We start from the raw sequence: 25154 nt of genomic DNA on the forward strand, positions 1-25154 counted from the left end.
AGGGACGTTACAGCCGGTCCAGCAGCCACGACGGGCTGAGCACCTGCGCCGGCGACACGTTGGCGGCGAGCACCCGGTCGGCGGTCACCACGACCACGCTCCGACCGGCCGCGGCCGCGCGCCGTGCCTGCTCGCGGACCTCGGTGTCCCCGTCGCGCGCGGCGTGCACCGTGCGGACGTGCGCGTCGCGACCGGCACGGACACCGCCCTTGGCCTGTCCCTCGAGCACCAGGACGATCTCGTCGTAGGGCGTGTCGGCGACGAGGAGCCGCTCGTGGAGGCGGCGGGCGGCGCCGGCGCGGTCGCGCCACCAGCCGTCCGGCACCGAGCCGACCACGTTGGCGCCGTCGACGACGAGGGTGGAGCTCACCTCAGGAACTGCGAGAAGTCCTTCGGCAGGTTGAGCTGCTCGGCGGCCTTCTCGTAGTCGAGCTCGGCGCCGTCGGGGTTGCCGAACGGGTTGGCGCCCCGGTCCTTGGCCGCCGCCGACTGCTGCGCGGCCTTCTGCTGGGCGGCCTTGGCCGGGTTGCCGGACACGCGCTTCTTGCCCTTCTTGCCCTTGCCCTGGGGCGCCTGACGGGCCCCGGCGCGCTTGCCCCCGCCCATGCCGGGCATCCCCGGCATCCCCGGCATCCCGGGCATGCCGCCGCCGCGAGCCATCTGCTCCATCATCTTGCGCGCCTCGAAGAAGCGGTCCACGAGCTGGTTGACGTCGGAGACCTGGCGCCCGGAGCCCTTGGCGATGCGGGCGCGCCGGGAGCCGTCGATGATCTTGGGGTTCTCGCGCTCGGCGGGGGTCATCGACTGGATGATCGCCTGGATGCGGTCGATCTCGCGCTCGTCGAAGTTCTCCAGCTGCTCGCGGAACTGACCCATGCCGGGGAGCATCCCCATGATCTTGGTCATCGAGCCGAGCTTGCGGATCTGCATCATCTGCTGGAGGAAGTCCTCCAGCGTGAAGCCGCCCTTGGTGCCGAGCTTCTCGGCGGCCTTCATGGCCTGCTCGGAGTCGAACGCCTTCTCGGCCTGCTCGATCAGGGTGAGCATGTCGCCCATGTCGAGGATGCGCGAGGCCATCCGGTCGGGGTGGAAGAGGTCGAAGTCGGTCATCTTCTCGCCGCTGGAGGCGAACATGACCGGCTTGCCGGTGATCGAGCGGATCGACAGGGCCGCACCGCCGCGGGCGTCGCCGTCGAGCTTGGTGAGCACCACGCCGTCGTACCCGACGCCGTCGAGGAAGGCCTGGGCCGTGGTGACGGCGTCCTGGCCGATCATCGCGTCGACGACGAAGAGCACCTCGTCGGGCTGCACCGCGTCGCGGATGTCGGCGGCCTGCTGCATCAGGGTCTCGTCGACGCCGAGGCGGCCGGCGGTGTCGATGATGACGACGTCGTGCAGCCGGCGCCTCGCCTCCTCGATCGAGGCCCGCGCGACGTCCACGGGGTTGCCGGTGCCGTTGCCCGGCTCGGGGGCGAAGACGGGCACGCCGACCCGCTCGCCGTTGACCTGCAGCTGCTGCACCGCGTTGGGGCGCTGGAGGTCGGCCGCGACGAGCATCGGGGTCTTGTCCTGGTCCTTCAACCACAGCGCGAGCTTGGCCGCGAGCGTCGTCTTGCCGGCGCCCTGGAGGCCCGCGAGCATGATGACCGTCGGACCGCTCTTGGCGTAGCGCAGCCGGCGCGTCTCCCCGCCGAGGATCGCGACGAGCTCCTCGTGGACGATCTTGATGATCTGCTGCGCCGGGTTGAGGGCGCCGCTGACCTCCTCGCCGCGGGCGCGCTCCTTGACCGCCCCGACGAACTCCTTGACGACCGGCAGGGCGACGTCGGCCTCCAGCAGCGCGATGCGGATCTCGCGCGCCGTGGCGTCGATGTCGGCCTCGGAGAGCCGGCCCTTGCCCCGGAGGTTCTTGAAGGTGTCGGCAAGGCGGTCGGAGAGTGTGGCGAACACGGTGTGGGCTGTCCCTCGCGTCGATGGCTGGATCGGGGGTCGTGCAGGAGTCGTACGACGCTCCAGCCTAACGTCCGGACCCGCGCAGGGCTCAGCCGCCGAGCGCGGTGCGCACGGCGTGCGCGGCCTCCGCGGCTCGTTCCTCGCTGGGGCGCACGCCGCCCACCTCCTGCACGTAGAACACGTCGACCGCCTGCGGACCGAGGGTCGAGACGTGCGCCGACGCGACCGTGAGGCCCAGTCGGGCAAGGGTGGTCAGCACGCGGTGGACCACACCGGGCCGGTCGGAGGTGCGGATCTCGAGCACCAGGGAGGCGCGCGAGGCGTCGGGACGCACCTCCACGATCGGCGGCAGCTCGCCGTCCGGCCGGGCCGGCAGGTCGGGCAGTCGCTGGGTGCCGTCGACGACGCGCCCGATGCGCTCGCGGAGCACCGTGGCGTCCAGGTAGGCGTCGGGCACCTCCCAGGCGCTGACCCCCCACTCCCCGTCGGCGTCGACCTGCGCCCAGGCGCGGGCGGCCTTGACGGGCATCCGCAGCGCGGCGAGTCCGCCCGCCACGTCGGCGAGGAGGCCGACCCGGTCGGCGGCGACGACGGTCACCGTGGCGCCGTCGTCGTGCGGCTCGACCGAGACCGCGACCGCCTCGTGGTCGCGGCGCACCGACTCCGGCACGGGCAGCGAGCCCTCGGGTGCGGCGGAGGTCGGCTCGGCGCCGAGCGCCTGGTCGGCCCGCGAGACGAGGCGGTCGACCAGCGAGGCCCGCCACGACGTCCACGCGGCGGCCGAGGCGGCCTTCGCGTCCGCCTCGGTCAGCGCCCGCAACAGCTCGAGGCTGGCGGCGTCGGGGACGTGCGCCAGCAGCTCGGCGGTGGTCGCCGGGTCGTCGGGGTCGCGGGTGGTCGCGAGGGTGACGAGCAGCAGGTGCCACCGCACCAGCGAGGCCACCACCTCGGCGTCGAGGTCGGTGAAGCCCATCCGGGTCACGACCTTGCGGGCCAGCGGCTCGCCGGCGACGGAGTGGTCGTGCAGCGAGCCCTTGCCGATGTCGTGGAGCAGCGCCGCCACCAGCAGCAGGTCGGGGCGCCGCACGCCGCGGATGAGCGCCCCCGCCGCCGCGCACGTCTCGACGACGTGGCGGTCGACGGTGAAGCGGTGGACGGCGGAGGCGTGCGGCAGCAGCCGGATCTGCTCCCACTCGGGCAGGAAGGTCTCGATCCCGTCGACCTCGTCGAGCGTCTCCCACACCGGCAGCAGGCCGGGGCCGCTCGCGAGCAGACGGACGAGCGCGTCGCGGGCGGCGGCCGGCCACGGCACCGGCAGCTCGGCTCCCTCGCGGACGAGGCGGGCTGCCGTGGTGGGGGCCAGCACGGCGTCGCGGCTGGCTGCCTCGGCGGCCGCCCGCAGCAGGAGCGTCGGGTCGTCGGCCGGCCGCACCCCGGTGTCGAGCACCACCTCGCCCCGGGAGAGGGCGATGCCGGGCGCGATCGGCTCGAGCGCGGGCGTCCGTCGGCTCCGCTCGCCCGTCGGGCGGGCGAGCACCATGTCCGTGCGCCGCCACGTCAGCCGCGAGAGGTGCGCCACCCGGCGACCCAGGGAGCGCACGTGGCGCTGGGCGGCCCCGGCGTCGCCCAGCTCGAGCCGCTCCGCGAGCGGGGCCCACATCTCCGGGGTGATGCGGTCGGCGGGGCGGCCGGCGAGGTCCTGCACCTCGTCGCGCACGTCGAGGAGCTGGAGCCGCGCCGACTCGAGGTCGGGCGTGGAGGCGTCGACGAGCCAGCTGGCCTCGAGCGCCTTCAGCACCCCGGCGTCGCGCAACCCGCCCTCGGCCTCCTTGACGTCGGGGACCGAGGCGTGGGCGAGCTCCCCGGTGACGGCGTGGCGCTTGCGGCTCATCGCCTTCAGCTCCGGGAGCCGGGTGCGGGCCTGGCGGCGCCAGTCGGCCAGCATCACCGTGCGCAGGCGCAGGCTCAGGCCCGGGTCGCCGGCGAGGTGGCGGGCGTCGAGCAGTCCGAGCGCGACGCGGAGGTCGGCGGCGGCCTCGAGCGCCTCGCCGAGGGATCGGACCGAGTGGTCCAGCCGCCGGCCCGAGTCCCACAGCGGATACCAGAGGGTCCTGCCGAGGTCGCCGAGGTCGGCGTCGTCGTCGTGGACGAGCACGACGTCGAGGTCGGAGTGCGGGGCGAGCTCGCCGCGGCCGTACCCCCCGACGGCGACCAGGGCCACCCCGGTGTCGGGCCCTGCGGAGGCGGCGTACGCCTCCCGGCAGAGCTCGTCGGCCGAGGCGGCCCTGGTCCGGCGCCCAAGGGCGGTCACGCGCCCGCCGCCTGGGGACCGGGTGCCGTCGGAGTGCCGGTCACAACGCGCTGGCGTCCTGCTCGCCGGTGCGCACCCGGACGACGGTCTCGACCGGGCTGACCCAGACCTTGCCGTCCCCGATGCGCCCGGTCTGGGCGGTCTTGACGACGATCCCCACGACGTCGTCGGCGTCGGCGTCGTCGACGACGATCTCGATGCGGATCTTGGGCACGAGGGCGATGTCGTACTCGGCACCGCGGTAGACCTCGGTGTGGCCCTTCTGGCGGCCGTAGCCGCTGACCTCGGAGACCGTCATGCCGGCGACCCCGAAGGTCTCGAGCGCCTCGCGGACGTCCTCCCACTTGTGCGGCTTGATCACCGCGGTCACGAGCTTCATGCGCTGGCTCCTTCGGTCTTGGCGGGGGTGGAGGCGGCGGTGGACGCGGCCAGGACGCTGCCGCCACCGCTGGTGCCGCTGTGCAGGTCGTAGGCCGACTCGCCGTGGGCGACGAGGTCGATGCCGTTGACCTCGTCCTCCTCGTCCAGGCGCAGGCCGATGGTGAGCTTGACGGCCAGGGCGATGATCGCGGTCAGGACGCCGGAGTAGACGACCGCCACGACCACACCGAGGGACTGGTCGGCCAGCGAGCCGAAGCCGCCTCCGTGGACGAGGCCGTCGACCCCACCGGCACCGTCGGCGGTGGAGAACACGCCGATCAGCACGGTGCCCACGATGCCCCCGACGAGGTGCACGCCGACCACGTCGAGCGAGTCGTCGTACCGCAGCTTGTACTTGAGGCTGACTGCCCAGGCGCAGACCGCGCCGGCGATGGCGCCGATCGCGACCGCGCCACCGATGTCGACCGCGCCCGCGGCCGGGGTGATGGCCACCAGCCCGGCCACGATGCCCGACGCGGCACCGAGGGAGGTGGCCTTGCCGTGCAGGAGGCGCTCGACCAGGAGCCAGCCGAGGATGGCGGCCATCGTGGCGAGGGTGGTGTTGGCGAAGGTGCGGCCGGTCTCAGCGAAGAACTGGGCGAGGTTCTCCTCGTCGGTCTCGCCGGCGAAGACGATCGAGCCGACGTTGAAGCCGTACCAGCCGAACCACAGCAGGCCGGCGCCGACCATGGTGAGGGTCAGGTTGTGGGGGCGCATCTGGTCCTTGGGCCAGCCGATCCGCTTGCCGAGCAGCAGCACGAGGACGAGGGCGGCCACTCCGGCGTTGATGTGGACGGCGGTCCCGCCGGCGTAGTCCTGCGCGCCGATGCGGCCGCAGATCAGCGAGTCGTCGGTGCAGCTGAAGACCATGTGCGCCATCGGGAAGTAGACCAGCAGCGCCCAGAGCGGGACGAAGACCACCCACGCCGAGAACTTCATGCGGTCGGCGACCGCACCGCTGATCAGCGCGGCGGTGATGATGGCGAACGTCATCTGGAACATCACGTAGATGTAGTCGCCGGTCGCGACGCCGTCGAGCCAGAAGAGCTCGAAGGGGTTGGCGAACAACGTGCCGTCCCCGCTCCAGCCCATCGACCAGCCGACGGCGACGTACAGGATGCCGACGATCGCGGCAGCGATGTACGACATCATCATCATGTTGAGCACGGACTTCGACCGTGCCATGCCGCCGTAGAACATCGCCAGCGCGGGCACCGTCATCATCAGGACGAGGGCAGTCGCCACCAGCATGAAGGCGTAATAGCCGTCCACAGGACCTCCAGGAACGAAATGGGGGTGTGGCCGCCGGGCCGTGACGCCGGTGTCAGGCAGGGGTCCACGTGTTGCCCGCAGCCTGCAGGCGCCAGGTTTCCCCCGGCCGCGGCACGTGTTGCGCGCAGGCAACGGATCGGGCGGCTGTGTTACGCGTGTGTGAACAGGGAGGGGGCCGGCCCCTCCTTGTTAGGGTTCGGCCGTGTCCAGACTGGCCGTGATGGCGCACTACGACGTCGCCGGGGAGCTGCGGCCCCACGTGCGAGGGCAGGTGGAGGCGCTGGCCGCGTCGGTCGACACCCTGCTGGTCTGCACCACCGCCAGCCTGCAGGACCACGCGCGGGCCTGGCTCAACGAGCGCGCGGTCGTGGTGGAGCGGGCCAACTACGGCTACGACTTCTTCAGCTACAAGGTCGGCCTCGACGCCGCCGGCGACCTGACGGCGTACGACGAGGTGGTGGTCTGCAACGACACCTACGTGTTCGCCCTCGACACCTACGACCCGGTGTTCGCCGAGATGGCGACGCGGCCGTGCGACTTCTGGGGCCTCACCGGCGCGGAGCGCGTGGCGCCCCACATCCAGTCCTTCTTCGTCGCCTTCCGTCCGTGGGTCGTCGGCTCGCGCGCCTTCACCACGTTCTGGGAGGAGATGGAGCCGATCTCCAAGCGCCGCCAGGTGATCCGGCGCTACGAGGTCGGCATGTCGCGCCGCCTCTACGAGGCCGGCTTCGTCTCCGACACCTACTTCGTGGAGACCAGCGAGGACCGCCGCATCGCCCGGGAGCGGATGCGCTGGTGGGCCGCGCACCGCTCCAGCTTCCCCCGCACGCGCGCGGAGGTCCGCGAGTGGCGCGAGCGGGCCAACGAGCCGTGGAACCCGGCGCGGAGCCTCGCCGACCGGGTGCTCGACAACGCGCGCCTGCCCTACGTCAAGATCGACACCCTGCGCTACGACCCCTACAACCTCGACGCCAAGCGCCTGCTCGAGCTGTGCGAGAGGCGCTTCCCCCAGCGCTTCGAGGGCGTGCGCGAGTTCCTCGAGGAGACCGCGCAGTACTACCCGCTGCGCGACACCGAGCGGCTGCTGCCGACACCGCTGGCCCTCGAGCCGCTGTTCCCGCGGGTGAGGTACTCCGATGCGCGCTGATCGCCGCCACCAGGCCCGGCTGGACGACGCCGCGGAGGTCCTGGTCGAGTCCGGGCTCGTCGACGTCGACTACGTCGGCGCCCAGCTCGGCACCACCTTCGACTCCGTCCAGGAGGCCGCGCGCGCCGCCGTCCTCGCCGGGGACGTCTCGACGCACCCGCTCTTCGAGGCGCAGTGGATCGGACGCCGCCGCTCGTGGCAGCGCCTCGGCCAACACCCTGTGCTGTGGTACGTCTCCGAGCGGCGGCGCCGCAACCGCATCGCCCCGCACCCGCTCGTCGACCCGCGGATCGTCTTCGCGGCCTACCCCGAGGCCCGGCACCACCCCTACGGCGCGCTGTCCTACTGGTTGTCGGTGGCCACGCCCGGTACGCCGCTGCCGACCCGGATCCTGCCGCGCAAGGTCTCGTGGGGCACCTACCGCGCCGCCGCGATCGAGGCGGCCGCCCAGTGGCGCGAGGAGGTGGTGCTCGCGCGACCGGAGCTCGTCGGACCGGCGCCGGCCCTGCCGGCGACGCTCGGCACCTCCCCCGCCGTCACCGTCGTGATGGCGACGCAGGACGCCGGCCCGCTGGTCCACCGGACGGTGGAGTCGCTCCAGGCGCAGTCCTTCGCCGACTGGCACCTCGTCGCGGTCGACAGGGGGTCCGTCGACGACACGGCCGCGGTCCTCCAGGGCATGGCGGCGTTCGACGACCGGATCACGATCGTGCGCGAGTCCCGCTGCTCGCACGCCCGAGCGCTCAACGTGGCGCTCGAGCACAGCACCGCCGAGCACGTCGCGTTCCTGCCGCTGGGTCGTGAGTGGCTGCCCGACCACCTCGCCGCCCTGCTCGCGCACGCGCACCACTCCGGCAGCGCCGCCGTCGTCGCCGGCCCGGGCGGCGTCGCCCGCTCGCGGTCCGAGCTGGTGGGCGGGCGTCCGGTCGACCTCGCCACCGGCCTGCTGCGCCGCGACGCGGTCAAGGACGTCGGCGGCCTCGACGAGAGCCTCGGCGGCGCGGCCGAGCGCGACCTGCTGCTCCGGCTCACCCGCGACCACGAGCCGCTCGCCGTCGACGTACCCGTCCTCAAGCGGCCCGACCCCACGCCCCCCGGCTTCGGCGACGACTGGCGGTCGGTGGTCCTCGAGCGCCAGCTGGTCGACTGGGACGCCGCTGCCGCGCGCCGCACCGACGAGGGCCTCGTCAGCCACGTGATGCCGCTCGGCCCGGAGCCTCGCCGCACGGTCGAGTGGCTCGGGTCGGTGCCCCGCGAGGGAGCCGAGCTGATCCTCGTCGGCGTCCGGCTGCGCCGCGCGCACCACGTGCTGGCCGCCTCCATCGCCGCCGTCATCGCCGGCGCCCGGTTCGTCTCGGTGCCGGCCGCGGTGTCGACGTCCGCGGCGACCAACGTCGGCATCGCCGAGGCGGCCGGCAGCACCGTCCTGCTCGTGCGTCCGGAGGCGATGCCGCCGCGGCAGCCGATCGCCGAGCGGCTCGCCGACGTGGTGCGCCAGGACGGAGTCGCCCTCGCCCAGCCCCTCGTCGTCGACCTCGACGGGGTGGCGTTGAGCGCGGGGGCACGGTTCAGCGCGGACAACCCGCACCCCGAGCTGTTCTTGTCCGGTCTGCCGACCAGCGACGCCGTGCGGATCGGGCAGTGCGAGGTCGCCGCGCCCGCGGCCCCGCTGGTCGCGCTGCGGACCGAGACCGCGGTGGCGCTGCGCGGGCTGAGCGCTCGCTTCCACAGCGTGCTCGCCGAGACCGACCTCGGGCTCCGTGCCCGGCAGGCGGGGCACGGCACCTCGGTGGTCGTGCCCGACGCGGTGATCACCTCGCGCACGGCGTACGCCACCGCGGAGGAGCTGATCGGCGCGACGTCCTCCCTGCGCTCCACCGTCCTGGGCGGCGCGGGCACCCCGCCGCCCGATCGGGCACCCGAGCTGCTGCGCACGGCCGGCCTCGAGGTGACCGACCAGCGCAGCCGGCGGGTCTCCGCCGATCCGGAGGACCGTACCGCCCCGGCGGTGCTCGTGCCCGAGCTCGTGGTGCGCGCGATCGACGGCATCCACGAGTCGCCCCCGCGGCTGCGGTGGGCCGTGGACATCGCCGCGCCCGCCGCCCAGCGGGGGGACCGCTGGGGAGACACCTACTTCGCGCGCTCCCTCGCCGACGCCCTCGAGCGCCGCGGCCAGCACGTCGCGATCGACCGGCGCGACGCCCGCGAGCGCGACTCACGTGACCACGACGACGTCCTGCTGGTGCTGCGCGGGCTGGACCGCGTGGCGCCCCGCCCGGGACTGCTCAACGTCGAGTGGATCATCAGCCACCCCGACATGATCGCGCCCGACGAGGTGGCCGGCTTCGACCTCGTCTACGCCGCCAGCACGAGCTGGTCGGAGCGGGTGACCCGCGAGTGGGGCACCACGGTCCGCCCGCTCCTGCAGTGCACGGACACCCGCTGGTTCCACCCCGACCGGGCCGAGCCGGACACCGGGCCCGCACTGCTGTTCGTCGGCAACTCGCGCGGCGTGTACCGCTACGCCGTGCGCAGTGCCCTGGCCATCGGCGCCGACCTCACGCTGCACGGCAACGACTGGACCGAGTTCGTCGACCGCGACCAGATCGCCTCGGGCGGCGTGGCCAACGAGGAGGTGGGGGCGCTCTACGCCTCGGCCGGCATCGTCCTCAACGACCACCACCTCGACATGCGGCGCGACAGCTTCGCCTCCAACCGGCTCTTCGACGCGGCCGCGTGCGGCGCGCGGATCCTCAGCGACCGCATCGACGGGCTCGAGGAGACGTTCTCCGGCCTGGTGGTGCCGTTCGACAACGAGCACGAGCTCGCGCGCCTGGTGAAGCCGCCCTACGAGGCCTTCCCCGACGACGCGACCCGCCGCGAGATCGCGATGCGGATCATCGCCGAGCACAGCTTCGACAAGCGCGCGGAGCGGCTCGTCGACGACGCGGTGCGCGCCCTGCTCGCCCGCCGCTGACGCCGAGGCGGCGCGGACGTCCCGTCAGTCCACGTCGACTGGGCGCGAACGTCCCGGCGGCCCACATCGAGTCGGCGCGAACGTCCCGGCGGTGCACGTCCAGTCGGCGCCAACGTCCCCTCGGTGCACGTCCAGTCGGCGCCAACGTCCCCTCGGTGCACGTCGAGGCGGCGCGAACGTCTCGGCGGTGCACGTCCAGTCGGCGCCAACGTCCCCTCGGTGCACGTCGAGTCGGCGCCAACGTCCCCTCGGTGCACGTCGAGGCGGCGCGAACGTCCCGTCGGTCCATGTCGAGTCGGCGCCAACGTCCCCTCGGTGCACGTCGAGTCGGCGTCAACGTCCCACTGGCCCACGTTGAGTCGGCGAGAACGTCCCACTGCCAGCGGGCCACTCACGCCGCCTCGACACCCCGGCGCGGGACACCAGCGCCGCCTCGACACCCCGGCGCGGGACACCAGCGCCGCCTCGGCGCCGCGATTCGGGACACTCGCGCCGCCTCGGCGCCGCGACGCGGGACACTCGCGCCGCCTCGGCGCCGCGACGCGGGGCACTCGCGCCGCCTCGACACCCAGGAGCGGGGCACTCGCGCCGCCTCAGCGCCGCGACGCGGGACTCTTACGCCGTCTCGGCGCCGCGACGCGGGACACTCGCGCCGCCTCGGCGCCACGACGCGGGACACCCGCGCCGCCTCGGCGCCGCGACACGGGACACCCGCGCCGCCTCGGCGCCGCGACGCGGGACACTCGCGCCGCCTCGGCGCCGCTACGCGGGACACTCGCGCCGTCTCGGCGCCGCCTCGACCCCTGAACGGGTCCTAGCCGAGCAGCGCGTCGACGAAGGCTGCGGCGTCGAAGGGGGCCATGTCGTCGGCGCCCTCACCCAGCCCGACGAGCTTGACCGGCACGCCCAGCTCGCGCTGGACCTGCACCACGATCCCGCCCTTGGCCGAGCCGTCGAGCTTGGTCAGCACGATGCCGGTGACGTCGACGATCTCGCTGAAGACCCGCGCCTGGATGAGGCCGTTCTGCCCCGTCGTGGCGTCGAGCACGAGGAGGACCTCGGTGACGGGGGCCTGCTTCTCGATGACGCGCTTGACCTTGCCGAGCTCGTCCATGAGACCGGCCTTGTTCTGCAGCCGGCCGGCCGTGTCGATCAGCACCGTGTCGACGCCGTTGTCGAGGCCGTGCTTCACGGCCTCGAACGCCACGCTCGCGGGGTCGCCGCCCTCCGGTCCGCGGACGACCTCCACGCCCACCCGCTCGCCCCACGTGGCGAGCTGGTCGACGGCGGCGGCACGGAACGTGTCGGCCGCGCCGAGCGTGACGGTCAGGTCCTCGGCGACGAGGATGCGGGCGATCTTGCCGACCGTGGTCGTCTTGCCGGCGCCGTTGACGCCCACGACGAGGACCACGCCGGGCTTGCCGTCGGCGCCGGTGACCTGGACACGGCGGTCCAGGTCGGTGCCGACGAGCTCGATGAGCTCCTCACGCAGCACCGCCCGGGCGTCGGGCGCCTGGCCGCCCTCGACCCGCAGCCGCGTGCGCAGCCTCTCCACGAGCGCCTGGGTGGGGGCGACGCCGACGTCGGCGGTGAGGAGCGTGTCCTCGATGGCCTCCCAGGTGTCCTCGTCGAGCCGGTCGCGGCTGAGCAGCGCGAGCAGGCCCTGGCCCAGCCCGCCCTGCGACCGCGACAGCCGCTGGCGGAGGCGTACGAGACGCGACGCCGTGCCCTCGGGCCTCTCGACCGTGGGTGCCGCCGCAGCGGGTCCGGCGTCGACCGCCGGCTCCGGCGGCGCCCCGGTCGCGGTCTCGGTCGGCGGCGGCGCGATGACGTCGGTGCCGCCGCTCGGCGGGACCGCCCTGCGCCGGCGTCCGGAGGTCAGCAGCCCGGCGAGCGTGAGCACGCCGACGACGGCGATCGCGATGATCAGATAGAGCCAGTCACCCATGGGGCAATCCAACCATCACCCGGCGACCCGTCCAGCGGCCGGGCGGGCCGGGATCAGACGCGGGACTCGGAGTCCTCCAGCGTCGGCAGCGCGTCGACCCCGCGGCGCATGGCGTTGCCGAGCTGCGGCGCGACGGGCAGGTCCTCCCCGCGGTGCGGGTAGGCGACGTAGATCGCCACCGCGGCCGCGACGAGCACGCCGAGGGTCATCATCGAGATGATCACGAGCACGGGGTTCCTCCGAGATGGTCCGGGCAGGTCGCCTCCACCATGGCACGTCGCGGGCGCGGCTCCGGCGACGCCACCCGACGGCGGCGCGTCGCCGTGGCGAGCGTCACCCGGACTGTGCCCCCGGACGCAGCAGGGGGACGACGGCCGCGCGGACGACGTCGGGGATCGGGGTCACCGGGCGGTCGCCGGGGCCGCGGGAGTTGTCGACGTACACGTGGACGAAGCGGCCCTCGGCCGCGGCACCCTCCGCGGGGCCCTGGAACAGCCCGATCCGGTAGACGACCGAGCTCGTGCCGACCTTGTCGACGACCAGACCCATCTCGATCGGCTCGGGGAAGCCGATCTCCCGGAAGTAGCGGCAGCCGGTCTCGGCAACGACGCCGATCTGCGGCAGCGCGCGCACGTCGACGCCGGTCGCCTCGTAGAGGTAGGCGTTGACCGCGGTGTCGAAGAGCTCGTAGTAGGTCGCGTTGTTGAGGTGCCCGTAGGCGTCGTCGTCACGCCACCGCGTCGTCGCGGTGCGCCAGGCGACGTAGTCGGCGCGGGTCGGCACGTCTCGAGGCATGCGCGCATCCTCCCACCGGGGGTGCGTGCAGCCGCGGGGCCGGGTCACCGTTGGGTCGCAGCCGGGGCGCGGCAGGGTCGCAGCAGGGTCGCAGCAGGTGGTCAGCGCGACTCGAACGCCAGGCGAAGCCCGAGCGCGGCGAAGGCGGCCGCGAAGAAGCCCTGGATGCGCTCGACGAGCCGCGGACGCGCGAGCACGCGCTCGCGCAGCAGCCCCGCGCACACGCCGTACGCCGCGAAGACCAGGAACGTCAGCGCCATGAACACCGCGCTCAGCAGCAGCATCCGCGAGGTCGCGTGCGGCGCCGAGGACGGCACGAACTGGGGCAGGAACGCGAAGAAGAACAACGTGAGCTTCGGGTTGAGCAGGTTGAGGGTGACGCCCGAGGCCATGACGCTCCAAGTCGAGCCCGGCCGCTCGTCGGCGCCGCCGATCGGCTCACGGCGGTGCCGCCAGGTGCTCCAGGCCATCCACAGCAGGTAGGCGACGCCGAGGTACTTGAGCACGGCGAACGCCACGCCGCTGGCGTGCAGGAGCGCGGCCAGGCCGGTCAGTGCCGCAACCAGGTGCGGGACCGTGCCGACCGTGCAGGCGAGCGCGGCCACCACGGCGGCGCGCGGACCGCGACCGAGGCCGGCGGCGATGGTGAAGACGGCCCCGGTGCCGGGGGTGGCCACGATGACCAGCGCGGTCAGGAGGAACGCCCAGGTCATGGGCCCATCGTGCCAGCCGGCGGGCGGTCCCGACAGGGTCCGGTCTAGGCCGACTCGGCGTCGCGGAGGCGCTGGCTGATCACCGCGGACACCCCGTCGCCGCGCATCGTCACGCCGTAGAGCGCGTCGCCGACCTCCATCGTCCGCTTCTGGTGGGTGATGACGAGGAGCTGGGAGTTCTCCCGCAGCTCCTCGTAGATCTCCAGCAGGCGGCCGAGGTTGGTGTCGTCCAGCGCCGCCTCGACCTCGTCGAGGATGTAGAAGGGCGACGGCCGCGCCTTGAAGAGCGCGACGAGGAAGGCCACCGCCACGAGCGAGCGCTCACCGCCGGAGAGCAGCGAGAGCCGCTTGACCTTCTTGCCGGGCGGCCGCGCCTCCACCTCCACGCCCGTGGTGAGCATGTCGGAGGGGTTGGTCAGCACGAGGCGGCCCTCACCACCCGGGAAGAGCCGGGCGAAGGTCTGGTCGAAGGCCTTCTCCACGTCGGCGTAGGCCTCGGTGAAGACCTGCTCCACGCGGGAGTCGACCTCCCGGACGATGTCGAGGAGGTCCTTGCGCGTGCGCTTGAGGTCCTCGAGCTGCTCGGTGAGGAAGCGGTGGCGCTCCTCCATCGCGGAGAACTCCTCCAGCGCGAGCGGGTTGACCCGCCCGAGCATCGACAGGGCGCGCTCGGCCGTGCGGAGGCGCTTCACCTGCTCCTCGCGCACGTAGGGCCTCGGTTCGGGCGGCTCCTCACCGTCGGGGACCTCACCGGTGAAGGGAACCGGCACCTGCGGGCCGTAGTCGCCCACCAGTCCGTCGGGGTCGAGCCCGAGCTCCTCCAGCGCCCGCTCCTCCAGCTGCTCGATGCGCATCCGCTGCTGGGTGCGGGCCATCTCGTCGCGGTGCACCGAGCTGACCAGCTCGTCGTGCTCGCGTCCGAGGTCGCGCAGCCGGGCCCGCGCGGACACGAGCTCCTGCTCGCTCCCCTGCCGGGACTCCTCGACCGCGGCACGCTCGTCGGCCGCCTGCATCACCGAGCGCTCCAGCTGGTGCAGGACCACGCGGACCGCGGCGGCGACGGCCCGGGCGGCTCGGCCCTCCCGCAGCAGCCGCTCGCGGCGCTCGGCGGCGCGGGCGCGGGACTCGCGCTCGGCCTGCGCGGCGCGGAGCAGGGAGTCGGCGCGGCCGTGCAGCGCCCGGGCCCGCTCCTCGGCGGTGCGGAGCCCGAGGCGGGCGTCCATCTCGGCCTGGCGGGCCGCGCGGGCGGCCTCGGCGAGCCGCTGGCGCTCGGAGGTGTCGGGCTCCTCGTCGGTGACGTCCTCGGCCGCGGCGAGCCGCGCCTCGAGCTCGGCCAGGCCGGCGAGGTCCTTCTCACGGGCCTCCCGGGCGGCGGCGATCGCCCGCTCGAGTCGCTCGGCCTCGCCCTTGGCGGCACGGGCCTGGGAGCCGTACTGCCCCAGCTCCTCGGCCACCGCGGCCAGCGTCGCGTCGGACTCGTGCAGCTTGGCCAGGGCGACGTCCACACGCTTCAGCGCGTCGTGGCGGGCGGCCTCGAGGCGCGAGATCTCGAAGCCGAGCCGCTCGGTGGTCGCCGTCGCCTCGGCGAGTCGCGTCGTCGCCTCGTCGACGGCGGCCTGGACCTCGATCAGGCTGGGCTGGCTGGTGGAGCCGCCGGCCGCGAAGTGGGCGCCCAGCAGGTCGCCCTCGCGCGTCACCGCGACGACGTCGGGCAGGTCGGCGACGAGGCGCCGGGCGGCGGGCAGGTCGTCGACGACGGCGACCCGCGCGAGCAGCCGCACCAGCGCGGGGCGTACGTCGTCGGGTGCGGACACCACGTCGACGGCGTACACCGCCCCGTCGGGGAGGCCGGGCCAGTCGCGCGGGTCCAGCGGGGCGCCGCCCAGGAGCATCCCGGCGCGGCCGAGGTCGTCGGCCTTGAGGTGGCCGATCGCCTCCACCGCGGCGGCCGCGTCGGTGACGACCACGGCGTCGGCCGCGGTGCCGAGCGCGGCGGCCACGGCGGTCTCGTAGCCGTGGTCGACGTCGAGCAGCGCCGCCACGGAGCCCAGGAGCCCGTCGACGGTGTCGGTGGCGGCGAGCAGCGCCCCGGCGCCGTCCTTGCGGTTGAGCCCGATCTCGAGGGCGTCGCGACGGGCGACGAGCCCGGCGCGGTCGCGCTCCGCCTGCTGGGCGTCCTCGCGGGCGCGGGCGAGCTGCTCCTCGACCTCGTCGAGGGCGTCGACCGCCTCCTCGTGCTCGGAGTCCAGTCCCTCCTCGCCGGCGTCGAGGCCGGCGACCTTCGTCTCGAGGGCGGTGAAGTCGCGCTGGGCCCGCTCGGCCCGGGCGACGGCGTCCTCGCGGGCGTCGGTCAGGCGCTGGATCTCGGCGTCGGCGGCCTCGGCGCGCGACGTCAGCGCGTTGACCTGGCCGGTGAGCCGGGCGAGCCCCTCGCGTCGGTCGGCGGCGGCGCGCTGGAGGGCGGCGATGCGCTTGTCCTCCTCGGCGGCGGCCTCCTCGGCCGCGCGCCTGGCCACGACCGCGGCGTCGAGGGCGCTGCGCTGCTCCTCGACCTGCTCGGCGATCTCCGCCTCCTGCCGGCGCACCCGCTCGGCCTGCGCCTCGAGCTCGTCGGGGTCGCGACCGGAGTCGACGGTGTCGCCGTCGGCGGCGCCGGCGGCGTTGCGGATCCGCTCCTCGGCCAGCGAGGCGGTGCCGCGCAGCCGCTCCCGCAGCCCGGAGAGCGCGAACCAGGTCTCCTGAGCCGCAGCCAGCCGCGGCAGGTCGTCGCGCAGGGCGGCCTCGAGCCGGGCCTCCTTCTCGCGACCCGCGGCGATCTCGGCCTCGACCTGCTCACGCCGCTGCACCAGCAGCGTCTCGTCGGCGACCTCCTGGTCGAGCGCGGTGCGGGCCGTCACCAGGTCGTCGGCCAGCAGGCGGGACCGGGCGTCGCGCACGTCGGCCTGCACGGTCTGTGCCTGGCGCGCGACCTCGGCCTGGCGGCCCAGCGGCTTCAGCTGGCGCCGGATCTCGGAGAGCAGGTCGGCGAGGCGGGTCAGGTTGCCGTCCGTGGCGTCGAGCTTGCGGAGCGCCTTCTCCTTGCGCTTGCGGTGCTTCAGCACGCCCGCGGCCTCCTCGATGAAGCCGCGCCGGTCCTCCGGGGTCGCGTGCAGGATCGAGTCGAGCTGGCCCTGGCCGACGATCACGTGCATCTCCCGCCCGATGCCGGAGTCGCTCAGCAGCTCCTGCACGTCGAGCAGCCGGCAGCCGGTGCCGTTGATGGCGTACTCCGAGCCCCCGTTGCGGAACATCGTGCGGCTGATCGTGACCTCGGCGTAGTCGATGGGCAGCGCACCGTCGGAGTTGTCGATCGTGAGCTGCACCTCCGCACGACCCAGGGGCGGGCGTCCGGACGTGCCGGCGAAGATGACGTCCTCCATCTTGCCGCCGCGCAGGCTCTTGGCACCCTGCTCGCCCATCACCCACGCGAGGGCGTCGACGACGTTGGACTTCCCCGAGCCGTTCGGACCGACGATGCAGGTGATGCCGGGCTCGAGCTGCATGGTCGTCGAGGAGGCGAAGGACTTGAACCCCTTGAGGGTCAGGCTCTTCAGGTACACCGCGGGCTCCTCACCGGATCAGGCCGACTCTCTTGGCGGCAGGGAGACTGAGGGCTGGGGAAGCTCAGCGCCGCTCACCCTACGACACCAGCGCCCTCCCGCCGGCCCGGTGCACGCCGTGCGTGCCGGGACGTGCCAAGGGCGGCCCGGGCTCAGCGCCCGAGGACGTCCTCGAGGGCGGCGAGCACGAGGAGCACCATGTCGGGGTGGGCGTTGCGGCCCATCAGCCCGATGCGCCACACGCTCGAGGCGTACGGCCCCGCCCCGGCGCCGATCTCGATGTCGTGCCGCTCGAGCAGCGCCGTGCGGACCGCCGCGGAGTCGACGCCCTCGGGCACCCTCACGGTCGTCAGCTCGGGCAGGCGGCTGCCCTCCGCCGCGAACAGCTCGAGGCCGAGGTCCTGGAGGCCGGCCTGGAGGGCGTCCCCGGCGGTCTGGTGGCGGGCCCAGACGGCGTCGAGGCCCTCGGCCAGGATCCTGGTGAGGCCCGCGTGCAGGCTGGCGACCATCGCAGTGGGGGCGGTGTGGTGGTAGGTCCGCTGGGCCTTCCCGCCGTCCTTCACCCCGGCCTCGCCGACGTACCCGCCCAGCATGCCGAGGTCGAGGTACCACGAGCGCGGCTTCTCCACCCGGCGCTCGAACGCCCGGTCGCCGATGGTGAACGGCGCGAGCCCGGGGGCGACGCCGAGGCACTTCTGGGTCCCGGCGTAGCCGATGTCGATGCCCCAGTCGTCGGCGCGCAGCTCGATGCCGCCGATCGAGGTGACGGCGTCGGTGAGCAGGAGGGCGTCCCCCTTCCCGGCGCCCAGCGCGGCGACGTCGGAGCGCACGCCGGTCGAGGTCTCGGCGTGCACCGCGGCGATCACCGCCGGCGAGGGGTGGGCCGAGAGGACCCGGTCCACGTCGACGGGCTGGCCCCACTCGTGCTCGACCGCGACGACCTCGGCGCCGCAGCGCGCGGCCACGTCGGTCATCCGCTGGCCGAAGAGCCCGTTGACGGCGACGACCACGACGTCGCCGGGGTGCACGGTGTTGACGAACGCCGCCTCCATGCCGGCCGAGCCGGTGGCGCTGAGCGGGAGGGTGCGCGCGTTCTCCGTGCCCCAGACCGCGCGGAGCATCTCGCACGTCTCGTCCATGATGCGCAGGAACTCCGGGTCGAGGTGTCCGAGCAGCGGCTGCGCCAGTGCGCGCGTCGCCTCGGGGTACGGGTTCGACGGGCCGGGACCGAGGAGGTGGCGCTCGCGGATCATGCAGCCGACCGTAGCCAACCCGCGGGTGTCACAGCACCGCGCCCGGGTTGAGGATGCCGGCCGGGTCCAACGCGTCCTTGACCCGCCGAGTCAGCGCCATCACGTCCGCGCCGAGCTGGTCGGGCAGCGCCGCCTTCTTGGTGCGGCCCACGCCGTGCTCGCCGGTGATGGTGCCGCCGAGGCGGATCGCCGCCCGGAGGATGTCGTCGAACGCCGCCCGCGCCCGGCGCTCGGAGTCGGGGTCCCCGGCGTCGTAGACGATGATCGGGTGGGTGTTGCCGTCACCGGCGTGCGCGACGGTCGGGATCTCGACGTCGTGCCGCCGAGCGATGTCGGTGACCGCCGCAAGGAGGTCCGGGAGCAGCGGCACGGGCGCTCCGACGTCCTCCAGCAGCAGCGCGCCGCGGGCCTCCACCGCCGGGAACGCGGCCCGTCGCGCGGCGACGAACATCTCCCCCTCGGCGGGATCGTCGGTGAGCACGACCTCGCTCGCCCCGGCTGCCGTGCACGCGGCCTCGACGGCGGCGATCTCGGCCACGCGGGCGTCCCCGGGCGCGTCGGACTGCACGACCAGGAGCGCCCCGGCCGTCCGGTCCAGGCCGCGCGGCGAGAAGTCCTCGACCGCGTTGATCGAGGCCTGGTCCATCAGCTCCATCATGGAGGGCCGCAGCGTGCGGCGCACGGCCACGACCGCCTCCGCCGCCGCGACGACGGTGGGGAACGACGCCACCAGCGTCGCGGGCGGCAGGGGCAGCGGGACGAGCCGCAGCACGGCGCGGGTGACGATGCCGAGCGTCCCCTCCGAGCCGACGAAGAGCTTGAGGAGGGAGAGCCCGGCGACGTCCTTGATGCGCTTGCCACCGAGGGTGACGAGGGTGCCGTCGGCGAGCACCACGTCGAGGCCGAGGACGTAGTCGGTGGTCACGCCGTACTTCACGCAGCACAGGCCACCGGCGTTGGTGGCGACGTTGCCGCCGATCGAGCAGATCTCGTACGACGACGGGTCCGGCGGGTACCAGAGCCCGTGCTCGCGGGCGGCCGCCTTGACCTCGGCGTTGAAGGCGCCCGGCTCGACGACGGCGACCTGGCAGTCGGCGTCGACCTCGATCGCCCGCATCCGCTCGAGGCTCAGCACGATCCCGCCGTCGACGGCGCTGGCGCCGCCGGACAGGCCCGTCCCCGCCCCGCGCGGCACGACCGGGACCCCGTGCCCGGCCGCCCAGCGCACCGCCGCCTGCACCTGCGCGGCGTCCTCGGCGCGCACGACGGCGAGCGGCGTGCCGGCACCGGTCTCGCGCGACCAGTCGTGACGGTAGGTGCCGACGGTCGCGGGGTCGGTGGCCACGACGCCCGGGGGCAGGGCGTCCACGAGCTCGCTGAGGGCTTCCACCCGCCCATCGAACCACGTGGGCGGCCCCGCCGCCGGTCACGCGGCAGCGGTGACGACCTCGTCCGCGTGCGCGATGTAAGCGAGCTGGCGCCACACCAGGGCAAGCGTGACGCCGGCACCGCCGAAGGCGAACCACCACGGCGCGGTGAGCCCCCACCGGTCGGCGATCAGCCCGCCGAGCAGGGAGCCGACCAGCATGCCGCCCATCACGCAGATCATGTAGACCGAGCCCACCCGCCCCTGGAACTCCGTGGGCACGGCGCGCTGGCGGACCGCGTTGGAGAGCGTCCCCCAGACGAAGGCGTAAGCGCCGAAGAAGAACATCAGCGGGTACGCCGCCCACGCGGACGTCGTGAACGCCATGGCCAGGTGGAAGACGACCTCGGCGAGCAGGCAGGTGCGCATGAGGGTCGCCAGCCGCACGTGCTTCTCGAGGAAGCCGTAGGAGAAGGTGCCGACCAGCCCGCCCAGCGCGGAGGCGGTCGTCAGCAGGCCGAAGCCGGCCTCGTCGATGCCGACCCGCTCCAGCGACCACAGCACCAGCACGGACCACGGCGCCGCCCAGGTCACGTTGAACACGACGATCGTCAGCGCCAGCGTCCGGACCGCCGGGCTGCCCAGCAGCCAGCGCACTCCTTCGGCGATGTCCTGGCGGACGTGGGTGTCGACCTCGCCGCGGACCGCACCCGGCGCCGTGCCGATGCGCGAGATCAGCACCACGCCCAGCGCCACGAAGACCGTGGTGACCAGGAACGGCAGCGCCGTCGCGGTCACGAACAGCAGCGCTCCCACCGCCGGGCCGACGAGCTGGTTGGCGGTGACCGCCCCGGCCATGATCCGTGAGTTGGCGATGCCGAGGTCGCGCTTGTCCACCAGCATCGGGACCAGGGTGCCGCCGGTCGCGTCGGCGAACACCTCCGCGGTGCCGAGCGCGACGAGCGCCAGCAGGACGATGGCGATGTCGACGTGCCCGCTGACGATGACCGTGCAGAGCAGCCCGAGCACGACGACCCGCACGCCGTTGGCGACCATGATGACCCGGCGCCTGTCGAGGCGGTCGGCGAGCGCGCCGGCGTACAGCCCGACCACCAGCCACGGCAGCTGCAGCGCGACCGCGGCCGACGCCACGAGCAGCGGGTTGCGGGTCTGCGAGGCCACGAGCAGCGGTCCTGCGGCGAGCAGCAGCCCGTCGCCGACGTTGGTGGACCAGGACGAGGCGACGAGCCACCGGAACCCCCGCCCGAGGCGCGCCGGCAGCAGGGTCTCGAGCAGTCTCACCACAAGCCGGTGAGCCTACGGGGGCGGGGAGGGCGACCGCACCCGGATATCAGCCGGCCGGCAGGGGCTGTCGGGCCGGCGTCACGGACGTTCAGGCGGGCTGCAGGTCCTCGACGGCGCGCTCCGCCCGCGCCGCGGCGCGCAGGCGGTCGTTGTCGGCCTGGAGCCGCAGGACCAGCGCCTCGAGGTCGTCGACGCGCCGGCGGAGCCGCCGGTTCTCGACGGCGAGGACCGACGAGGTCCGCACGTCGCTGTGCACATGACCCAACAGCGCCTTGGCCATGGGGAGCCTTTCGCGAGATTTCGAGGGCCGGTCGACCGGCCGTCTCCAAGAGTCCCACCGCGGTGGCGGGTCGGTCAATGCGGCTCAGCGCGAGCGCGGCGGGCGCTGGCAGCTGGGGCAGAAGAACGACGAGCGGTTCATGAACGCGACGCGGCGGATCGGGGTGCCGCACCGGCGGCACGGCCGGCCCTCCTGCCCGTAGGCGTCGAGCGACCGGTCGAAGTAGCCGGACTCGCCGTTGACGTTGACGTAGAGCGCGTCGAACGAGGTGCCGCCCTGGGCGAGGGCCTCCCCCATCACGTCGCGCACGTGCCCGAGCAGGCCGCGGAGGACGGGTCCGCTCAGCCGGTCGCCCGGCCGCTCGCCGTGCAGCCGCGCCCGCCAGAGCGCCTCGTCGGCGTAGATGTTGCCCACGCCGGAGACCAGGCCCTGGTCGAGCAGCAGCCGCTTGACCGCGGAGGTACGCCGACGCGCCCGCCGCACGAACTCGTCGTCGTCGAACTGCGGGTCGACGGGGTCGCGGGCGATGTGCGCGATCTCGACGGGGAGGTCGGCGCCACCAGCGGAGACGACGAGGCCGCCGAACATGCGCTGGTCGACGAAGCGCATCTCGAGCGCCTGGCTCGCGGGGGTGCGGAGCGTGAAGCGCACGCGGAGGTGCCGCTCGTCGAGCGCGCCGGGCTCGTGGAGCAGCATCTGCCCGCTCATGCCGAGGTGGCCGAGCAGGGCGTCGCCACGGTCCTGCCCGCTCGTGGGGGCGAGGGCCAGCCAGAAGTACTTGCCGCGGCGGCGGACGGCGTCGATCCGCTGCCCGGCCAGTGCTGCGGCGAAGCCGGTGGAGCCGCGGTGGTCGCGGCGCACCGGACGCGGGTGCAGCACCTCGACGGCCTCGATGCTGCTGCCGACGACGTGGCGCTCGAGGCCCGCGCGGACGACCTCGACCTCGGGGAGCTCGGGCACGGCTGACGACCCGGCAGGTCAGGCGTCGGCGCCGGACGCGGCCGGCTCGACCTCGCGCGGGGCAGCCTGGGCGTCCTTGATCTCCCGGTAGGCCGTCTCGGCGGCGCCCTGCTCGGCCTCCTTCTTGGAGCGGCCGGTGCCGTTGCCGAGGACCTGCTCACCGACGCGCACCCGGGCGACGAAGGTCTTCATGTGGTCGGGGCCGTCGTCCTCGATGAGGTACTCGGGCACGCCCAGACCGAGGTCGGCGGAGAGCTCCTGCAGGGAGGTCTTCCAGTCGAGGCCGGCGCCCATGGAGGCGGCCGCCTCCATCACGGGGTCGAAGAGGCGGTGGACCACCTTCGCGGCCTCGTCGATGCCGCCGCTGAGGTGGATCGCCCCGATCACGGCCTCGACGGTGTCGGAGAGGATCGACGCCTTGTCGCGGCCGCCGGTGGTCTCCTCGCCGCGCCCCAGCCTGATGTGCCGGCCGAGACCGATTTGACGGGCGACGTCGGCCAGCGCGCGCGCGTTGACGACCGCGGCCCGCAGCTTGGCCAGCCGGCCCTCGGAGAAGTCCGGGTGGGCGCGGTAGAGCGTCTCGGTCACCACGACCCCGAGCACGGAGTCCCCGAGGAACTCCAGGCGCTCGTTGGTCGGGATCTGCCCGTTCTCGTAGGCGAACGAGCGGTGCGTCAGGGCACGCTGCAGCAGCTCGGGATCCAGGACCGGATCACCGAGCGCTGCGCGGAGCTCGTCGGTGCTCAGAGGACCTGGCGACGGTCGGCGCGGGCGCCGTACTGGCCGCACTGGCCGCACGCACGGTGCGGCAGGTGCTTGGCGCCGCAGGCGGGGTTGGCGCACGTCACGAGGGTCGGCGCGACGGCCTTCCACTGCGAACGGCGGTGACGCGTGTTGCTGCGCGACATCTTCCGCTTCGGAACAGCCATGGTGGTCTCCTACTAGCTTGGCGTGCTTGCTCCGCCGGGGATTCCCGGCGGGGTGGTCAGTCCTGGGGGTGCTGCGGGTCTTCGGGGCCCTGCTCCGGCTGCAGCTGCTGCAGTCCGGCCCAGCGCGGGTCGATCGGCGCGTCGTGCGCGTGGTCCGGGTCGTCCGCGAGCCGCGCACCGCACTCGGCGCACAACCCGGGGCAATCGTCCATGCACAGCGGCTGGAACGGTAGCGCGAGCACCACCGCGTCCCGCAGCAGCGGTTCGAGGTCGAGCAGGTCGTCCTCGAGCCGGCTGGTCTCGTCGTCGAGGTCGCGGTCGTCGTTCTCCGCGGCCCTGTCGTGCTGGTCGGGGTAGACGTAGAGCTCCTGCAGCGTCGCGTGGATCTCGTCCTCGATCGGCTCCAGGCACCGTACGCACTCCCCCTCGAGCCTGGCCGTGGCCGTGCCCGTGAGCAGCACGCCCTCCATGACCGCCTCCAGCCGCAGGTCGAGCTCGACCGGCGATCCTTCGGGGACAGCGAGGACTTCGATACCGAGCTGTGGCGGTGCCGGAACGGAGAGCTCGAGCTCACGCTGGGACCCCGGGCGGCGGCCGAGCTCGCGAGTATCGAGCACGAGCGGCGCCCTCGGGTCCAGGCTGCTCACGTCGAACTCCCACATCTGGACACCAACACAACCTCGGAATCGTATCGGTCGCCCCGCCGGAGGGCCAAAACGAGTGCCGAGTGGGGCGCGTCACCCGGGGCGGCGCACGCCGGGACCCGTCAGCCGGTGCGCTCCGCGAGGCGCGCCACGAGCCGCTCGCGGACCGCGTCGGGAAGCAGGCCCCGGACGTCGCCGCCGAGGGCCGCGACCTCCTTGACCAGGCTCGAGGAGACGAACCCGTGGCCGGGGGCGCCGGGGAGGAAGACGGTGTCCACGTCGGTGAGGTGGGCGTTCATCTGGGCCATCGGCAGCTCGTACTCGTAGTCGCCGGACCCGCGCAGCCCCTTGACGATCGCCACGGCGCCGACGTCGCGGCAGAAGTCGACGACGAGGCCCTCGAAGCCCGCGACGCGGACGTGGGGGAAGCCGTCGGTCGCCTCCTCGAGCATCGCGATGCGCTCCTCGGGGGTGAACAGCCGGTTCTTGGACGCGTTCACGCCGACGGCGACCACGACCTCGTCGAACAGCCTCGCGGCGCGCCGGACGATGTCGAGGTGGCCGTTGGTCACGGGGTCGAAGGACCCGGGGCAGACAGCGCGACGCACGGGCGTGGCCTTCCTTCGGGGCCCCGTCCGGTCCGTCGGACCGTCCGGGCCGGGGTGTCGATCAGGACGCGGGTCGGGATACGGGGGTGGCGTGACCGTACCAAAGCGCGGTCTCGCCGTAGCGCTTCGTGCGGTCCGCCTCGATCCCGCCCGGCCACACGACCTCGCTGCGCTTGGCGGCGCGCTCGACGACGACCAGCGCGCCCGGCACGAGCCAGCCCTGGTCGACCAGCGCCGCCAGGTCGGCCGCGACGTCGGCGTCGGGCATGGGATAGGGCGGGTCGGAGAAGACGACGTCGTAGGGCGCGGCCGGGGGCGACTGCAGCACGGTCCGCACGGCCGCGGCGACCACGCGCACCCGGGAGAAGCCGAGCGCTGCGGCGTTGCGGGTGATCAGGGCGGCGGTACGGCGGTCCTGCTCGACCATCGTCACCACCCCGGCACCCCGGGACCACGCCTCCAGGCCGACGGCGCCCGACCCGGCGTAGAGGTCGAGGAAGCGCAGCCCGTCGAGCGAGCCCGTCCGTGACTCCACCGCGGAGAAGAGAGCCTCGCGCACCCGGTCGCTCGTGGGGCGGGTCGCTTGGCCGCGCGGCGTCTCCAGACGGCGACCCCCCGCCGTTCCCCCGATGATCCGAGTCATGTCGTCGCGTTCAGCCCTTCTCCGTCCAGCC

Annotated in this window: 22 protein-coding genes; 2 read left to right on the forward strand and 20 right to left on the reverse strand. The window is 73.9% G+C overall.

Annotated elements, in window-relative coordinates:
- Positions 1-7 precede the first annotated feature (7 nt).
- From J3P32_RS02225 to J3P32_RS02245, 5 genes are all read right to left on the reverse strand, one after another.
- On the reverse strand, positions 8-370 hold the full coding sequence (locus J3P32_RS02225; protein WP_210438237.1) for a hypothetical protein: 363 nt from the start codon (positions 368-370) through the stop codon (positions 8-10).
- A complete protein-coding gene (gene ffh / locus J3P32_RS02230; protein WP_210438238.1) occupies positions 367-1950 on the reverse strand; it encodes a signal recognition particle protein in 1584 nt (527 codons plus the stop codon). Before ffh ends, J3P32_RS02225 begins: the two co-directional genes overlap by 4 nt.
- 91 nt (positions 1951-2041) lie before the next feature.
- On the reverse strand, positions 2042-4264 hold the full coding sequence (locus J3P32_RS02235; RefSeq protein WP_210438239.1) for a [protein-PII] uridylyltransferase: 2223 nt from the start codon (positions 4262-4264) through the stop codon (positions 2042-2044).
- 40 nt (positions 4265-4304) lie between these two features.
- The gene (locus J3P32_RS02240) at positions 4305-4643 is read right to left on the reverse strand and encodes a P-II family nitrogen regulator (protein WP_210438240.1); all 339 of its coding nucleotides are present in this window, start codon (positions 4641-4643) and stop codon (positions 4305-4307) included.
- On the reverse strand, positions 4640-5956 hold the full coding sequence (locus tag J3P32_RS02245; RefSeq protein ID WP_307861556.1) for an ammonium transporter: 1317 nt from the start codon (positions 5954-5956) through the stop codon (positions 4640-4642). Before J3P32_RS02245 ends, J3P32_RS02240 begins: the two co-directional genes overlap by 4 nt.
- Positions 5957-6158: 202 nt before the next feature.
- On the opposite strand from J3P32_RS02245, the gene J3P32_RS02250 reads away from it, so the two are divergent.
- Both J3P32_RS02250 and J3P32_RS02255 read left to right on the forward strand, forming a co-directional pair.
- Complete coding sequence (locus J3P32_RS02250; protein WP_210438241.1) at positions 6159-7103, forward strand: rhamnan synthesis F family protein; 945 nt, start codon at positions 6159-6161, stop codon at positions 7101-7103.
- Complete coding sequence (locus J3P32_RS02255) at positions 7093-10080, forward strand: glycosyltransferase family protein (RefSeq protein WP_210438242.1); 2988 nt, start codon at positions 7093-7095, stop codon at positions 10078-10080. Before J3P32_RS02250 ends, J3P32_RS02255 begins: the two co-directional genes overlap by 11 nt.
- An 814-nt stretch (positions 10081-10894) precedes the next feature.
- Here the strand turns inward: J3P32_RS02255 and ftsY are convergent.
- The 15 genes from ftsY to rsmD form a co-directional block, all read right to left on the reverse strand.
- Positions 10895-12028 carry a signal recognition particle-docking protein FtsY gene (gene ftsY, locus J3P32_RS02260; RefSeq protein WP_210438243.1) on the reverse strand — a complete coding sequence of 378 codons (1134 nt, stop codon included), beginning with the start codon at positions 12026-12028 and terminating at the stop codon, positions 10895-10897.
- A 53-nt stretch (positions 12029-12081) separates the two neighbouring features.
- Positions 12082-12258 carry a hypothetical protein gene (locus J3P32_RS02265; protein WP_210438244.1) on the reverse strand — a complete coding sequence of 59 codons (177 nt, stop codon included), beginning with the start codon at positions 12256-12258 and terminating at the stop codon, positions 12082-12084.
- Positions 12259-12361: 103 nt separating this feature from the next.
- On the reverse strand, positions 12362-12823 hold the full coding sequence (locus J3P32_RS02270) for an acyl-CoA thioesterase (RefSeq protein WP_210438245.1): 462 nt from the start codon (positions 12821-12823) through the stop codon (positions 12362-12364).
- Positions 12824-12924: 101 nt separating this feature from the next.
- Entirely contained in the window at positions 12925-13536 is a 612-nt protein-coding gene (locus J3P32_RS02275; protein ID WP_210438246.1) for a LysE family translocator, read from the reverse strand.
- Positions 13537-13580: 44 nt separating this feature from the next.
- Positions 13581-17135 (reverse strand): chromosome segregation protein SMC, encoded by a 3555-nt coding sequence (gene smc / locus J3P32_RS02280; RefSeq protein ID WP_210438247.1) that lies wholly within the window; start codon positions 17133-17135, stop codon positions 13581-13583.
- Between the two features lie 152 nt (positions 17136-17287).
- The gene (locus J3P32_RS02285; protein WP_210438248.1) at positions 17288-18388 is read right to left on the reverse strand and encodes a pyridoxal-phosphate-dependent aminotransferase family protein; all 1101 of its coding nucleotides are present in this window, start codon (positions 18386-18388) and stop codon (positions 17288-17290) included.
- Positions 18389-18416: 28 nt separating this feature from the next.
- Positions 18417-19778 carry an FAD-binding oxidoreductase gene (locus J3P32_RS02290; protein ID WP_210438249.1) on the reverse strand — a complete coding sequence of 454 codons (1362 nt, stop codon included), beginning with the start codon at positions 19776-19778 and terminating at the stop codon, positions 18417-18419.
- 36 nt (positions 19779-19814) lie between these two features.
- Positions 19815-21056 carry an MFS transporter gene (locus tag J3P32_RS02295; RefSeq protein ID WP_307861557.1) on the reverse strand — a complete coding sequence of 414 codons (1242 nt, stop codon included), beginning with the start codon at positions 21054-21056 and terminating at the stop codon, positions 19815-19817.
- A gap of 91 nt (positions 21057-21147) precedes the next feature.
- Positions 21148-21339: a hypothetical protein gene (locus tag J3P32_RS02300; RefSeq protein WP_210438251.1), complete on the reverse strand. Its 192-nt coding sequence runs from the start codon at positions 21337-21339 to the stop codon at positions 21148-21150.
- Positions 21340-21423: 84 nt separating this feature from the next.
- Positions 21424-22299 carry a bifunctional DNA-formamidopyrimidine glycosylase/DNA-(apurinic or apyrimidinic site) lyase gene (gene mutM / locus J3P32_RS02305; protein WP_210438252.1) on the reverse strand — a complete coding sequence of 292 codons (876 nt, stop codon included), beginning with the start codon at positions 22297-22299 and terminating at the stop codon, positions 21424-21426.
- 18 nt (positions 22300-22317) lie between these two features.
- The gene (gene rnc / locus J3P32_RS02310; RefSeq protein ID WP_210438253.1) at positions 22318-23088 is read right to left on the reverse strand and encodes a ribonuclease III; all 771 of its coding nucleotides are present in this window, start codon (positions 23086-23088) and stop codon (positions 22318-22320) included.
- On the reverse strand, positions 23043-23228 hold the full coding sequence (gene rpmF, locus J3P32_RS02315; RefSeq protein WP_056906555.1) for a 50S ribosomal protein L32: 186 nt from the start codon (positions 23226-23228) through the stop codon (positions 23043-23045). Before rpmF ends, rnc begins: the two co-directional genes overlap by 46 nt.
- 56 nt (positions 23229-23284) lie before the next feature.
- Positions 23285-23875, reverse strand: coding sequence for a YceD family protein (locus J3P32_RS02320; RefSeq protein ID WP_307861559.1), 591 nt, complete (start codon positions 23873-23875; stop codon positions 23285-23287).
- A gap of 119 nt (positions 23876-23994) precedes the next feature.
- Positions 23995-24480: a pantetheine-phosphate adenylyltransferase gene (gene coaD / locus J3P32_RS02325; RefSeq protein WP_210438255.1), complete on the reverse strand. Its 486-nt coding sequence runs from the start codon at positions 24478-24480 to the stop codon at positions 23995-23997.
- A 61-nt stretch (positions 24481-24541) separates the two neighbouring features.
- A complete protein-coding gene (gene rsmD / locus J3P32_RS02330; protein WP_210438256.1) occupies positions 24542-25123 on the reverse strand; it encodes a 16S rRNA (guanine(966)-N(2))-methyltransferase RsmD in 582 nt (193 codons plus the stop codon).
- Positions 25124-25154 lie beyond the last annotated feature (31 nt).

Source organism: Nocardioides xinjiangensis (assembly GCF_017916385.1).
Taxonomy (GTDB): Bacteria; Actinomycetota; Actinomycetes; order Propionibacteriales; family Nocardioidaceae; genus Nocardioides; species Nocardioides xinjiangensis.

Coding starts and splice junctions, on each gene's coding strand:
- J3P32_RS02240 (WP_210438240.1), bottom strand. CDS start 4,643: ATGAAGCTCGTGACCGCGGTGATCAAGCCGCACAAGTGGGAGGACGTC.
- J3P32_RS02255 (WP_210438242.1), top strand. CDS start 7,093: ATGCGCGCTGATCGCCGCCACCAGGCCCGGCTGGACGACGCCGCGGAG.
- ftsY (WP_210438243.1), bottom strand. CDS start 12,028: ATGGGTGACTGGCTCTATCTGATCATCGCGATCGCCGTCGTCGGCGTG.
- J3P32_RS02270 (WP_210438245.1), bottom strand. CDS start 12,823: ATGCCTCGAGACGTGCCGACCCGCGCCGACTACGTCGCCTGGCGCACC.
- J3P32_RS02275 (WP_210438246.1), bottom strand. CDS start 13,536: ATGACCTGGGCGTTCCTCCTGACCGCGCTGGTCATCGTGGCCACCCCC.
- J3P32_RS02285 (WP_210438248.1), bottom strand. CDS start 18,388: ATGATCCGCGAGCGCCACCTCCTCGGTCCCGGCCCGTCGAACCCGTAC.
- J3P32_RS02300 (WP_210438251.1), bottom strand. CDS start 21,339: ATGGCCAAGGCGCTGTTGGGTCATGTGCACAGCGACGTGCGGACCTCG.
- rpmF (WP_056906555.1), bottom strand. CDS start 23,228: ATGGCTGTTCCGAAGCGGAAGATGTCGCGCAGCAACACGCGTCACCGC.
- rsmD (WP_210438256.1), bottom strand. CDS start 25,123: ATGACTCGGATCATCGGGGGAACGGCGGGGGGTCGCCGTCTGGAGACG.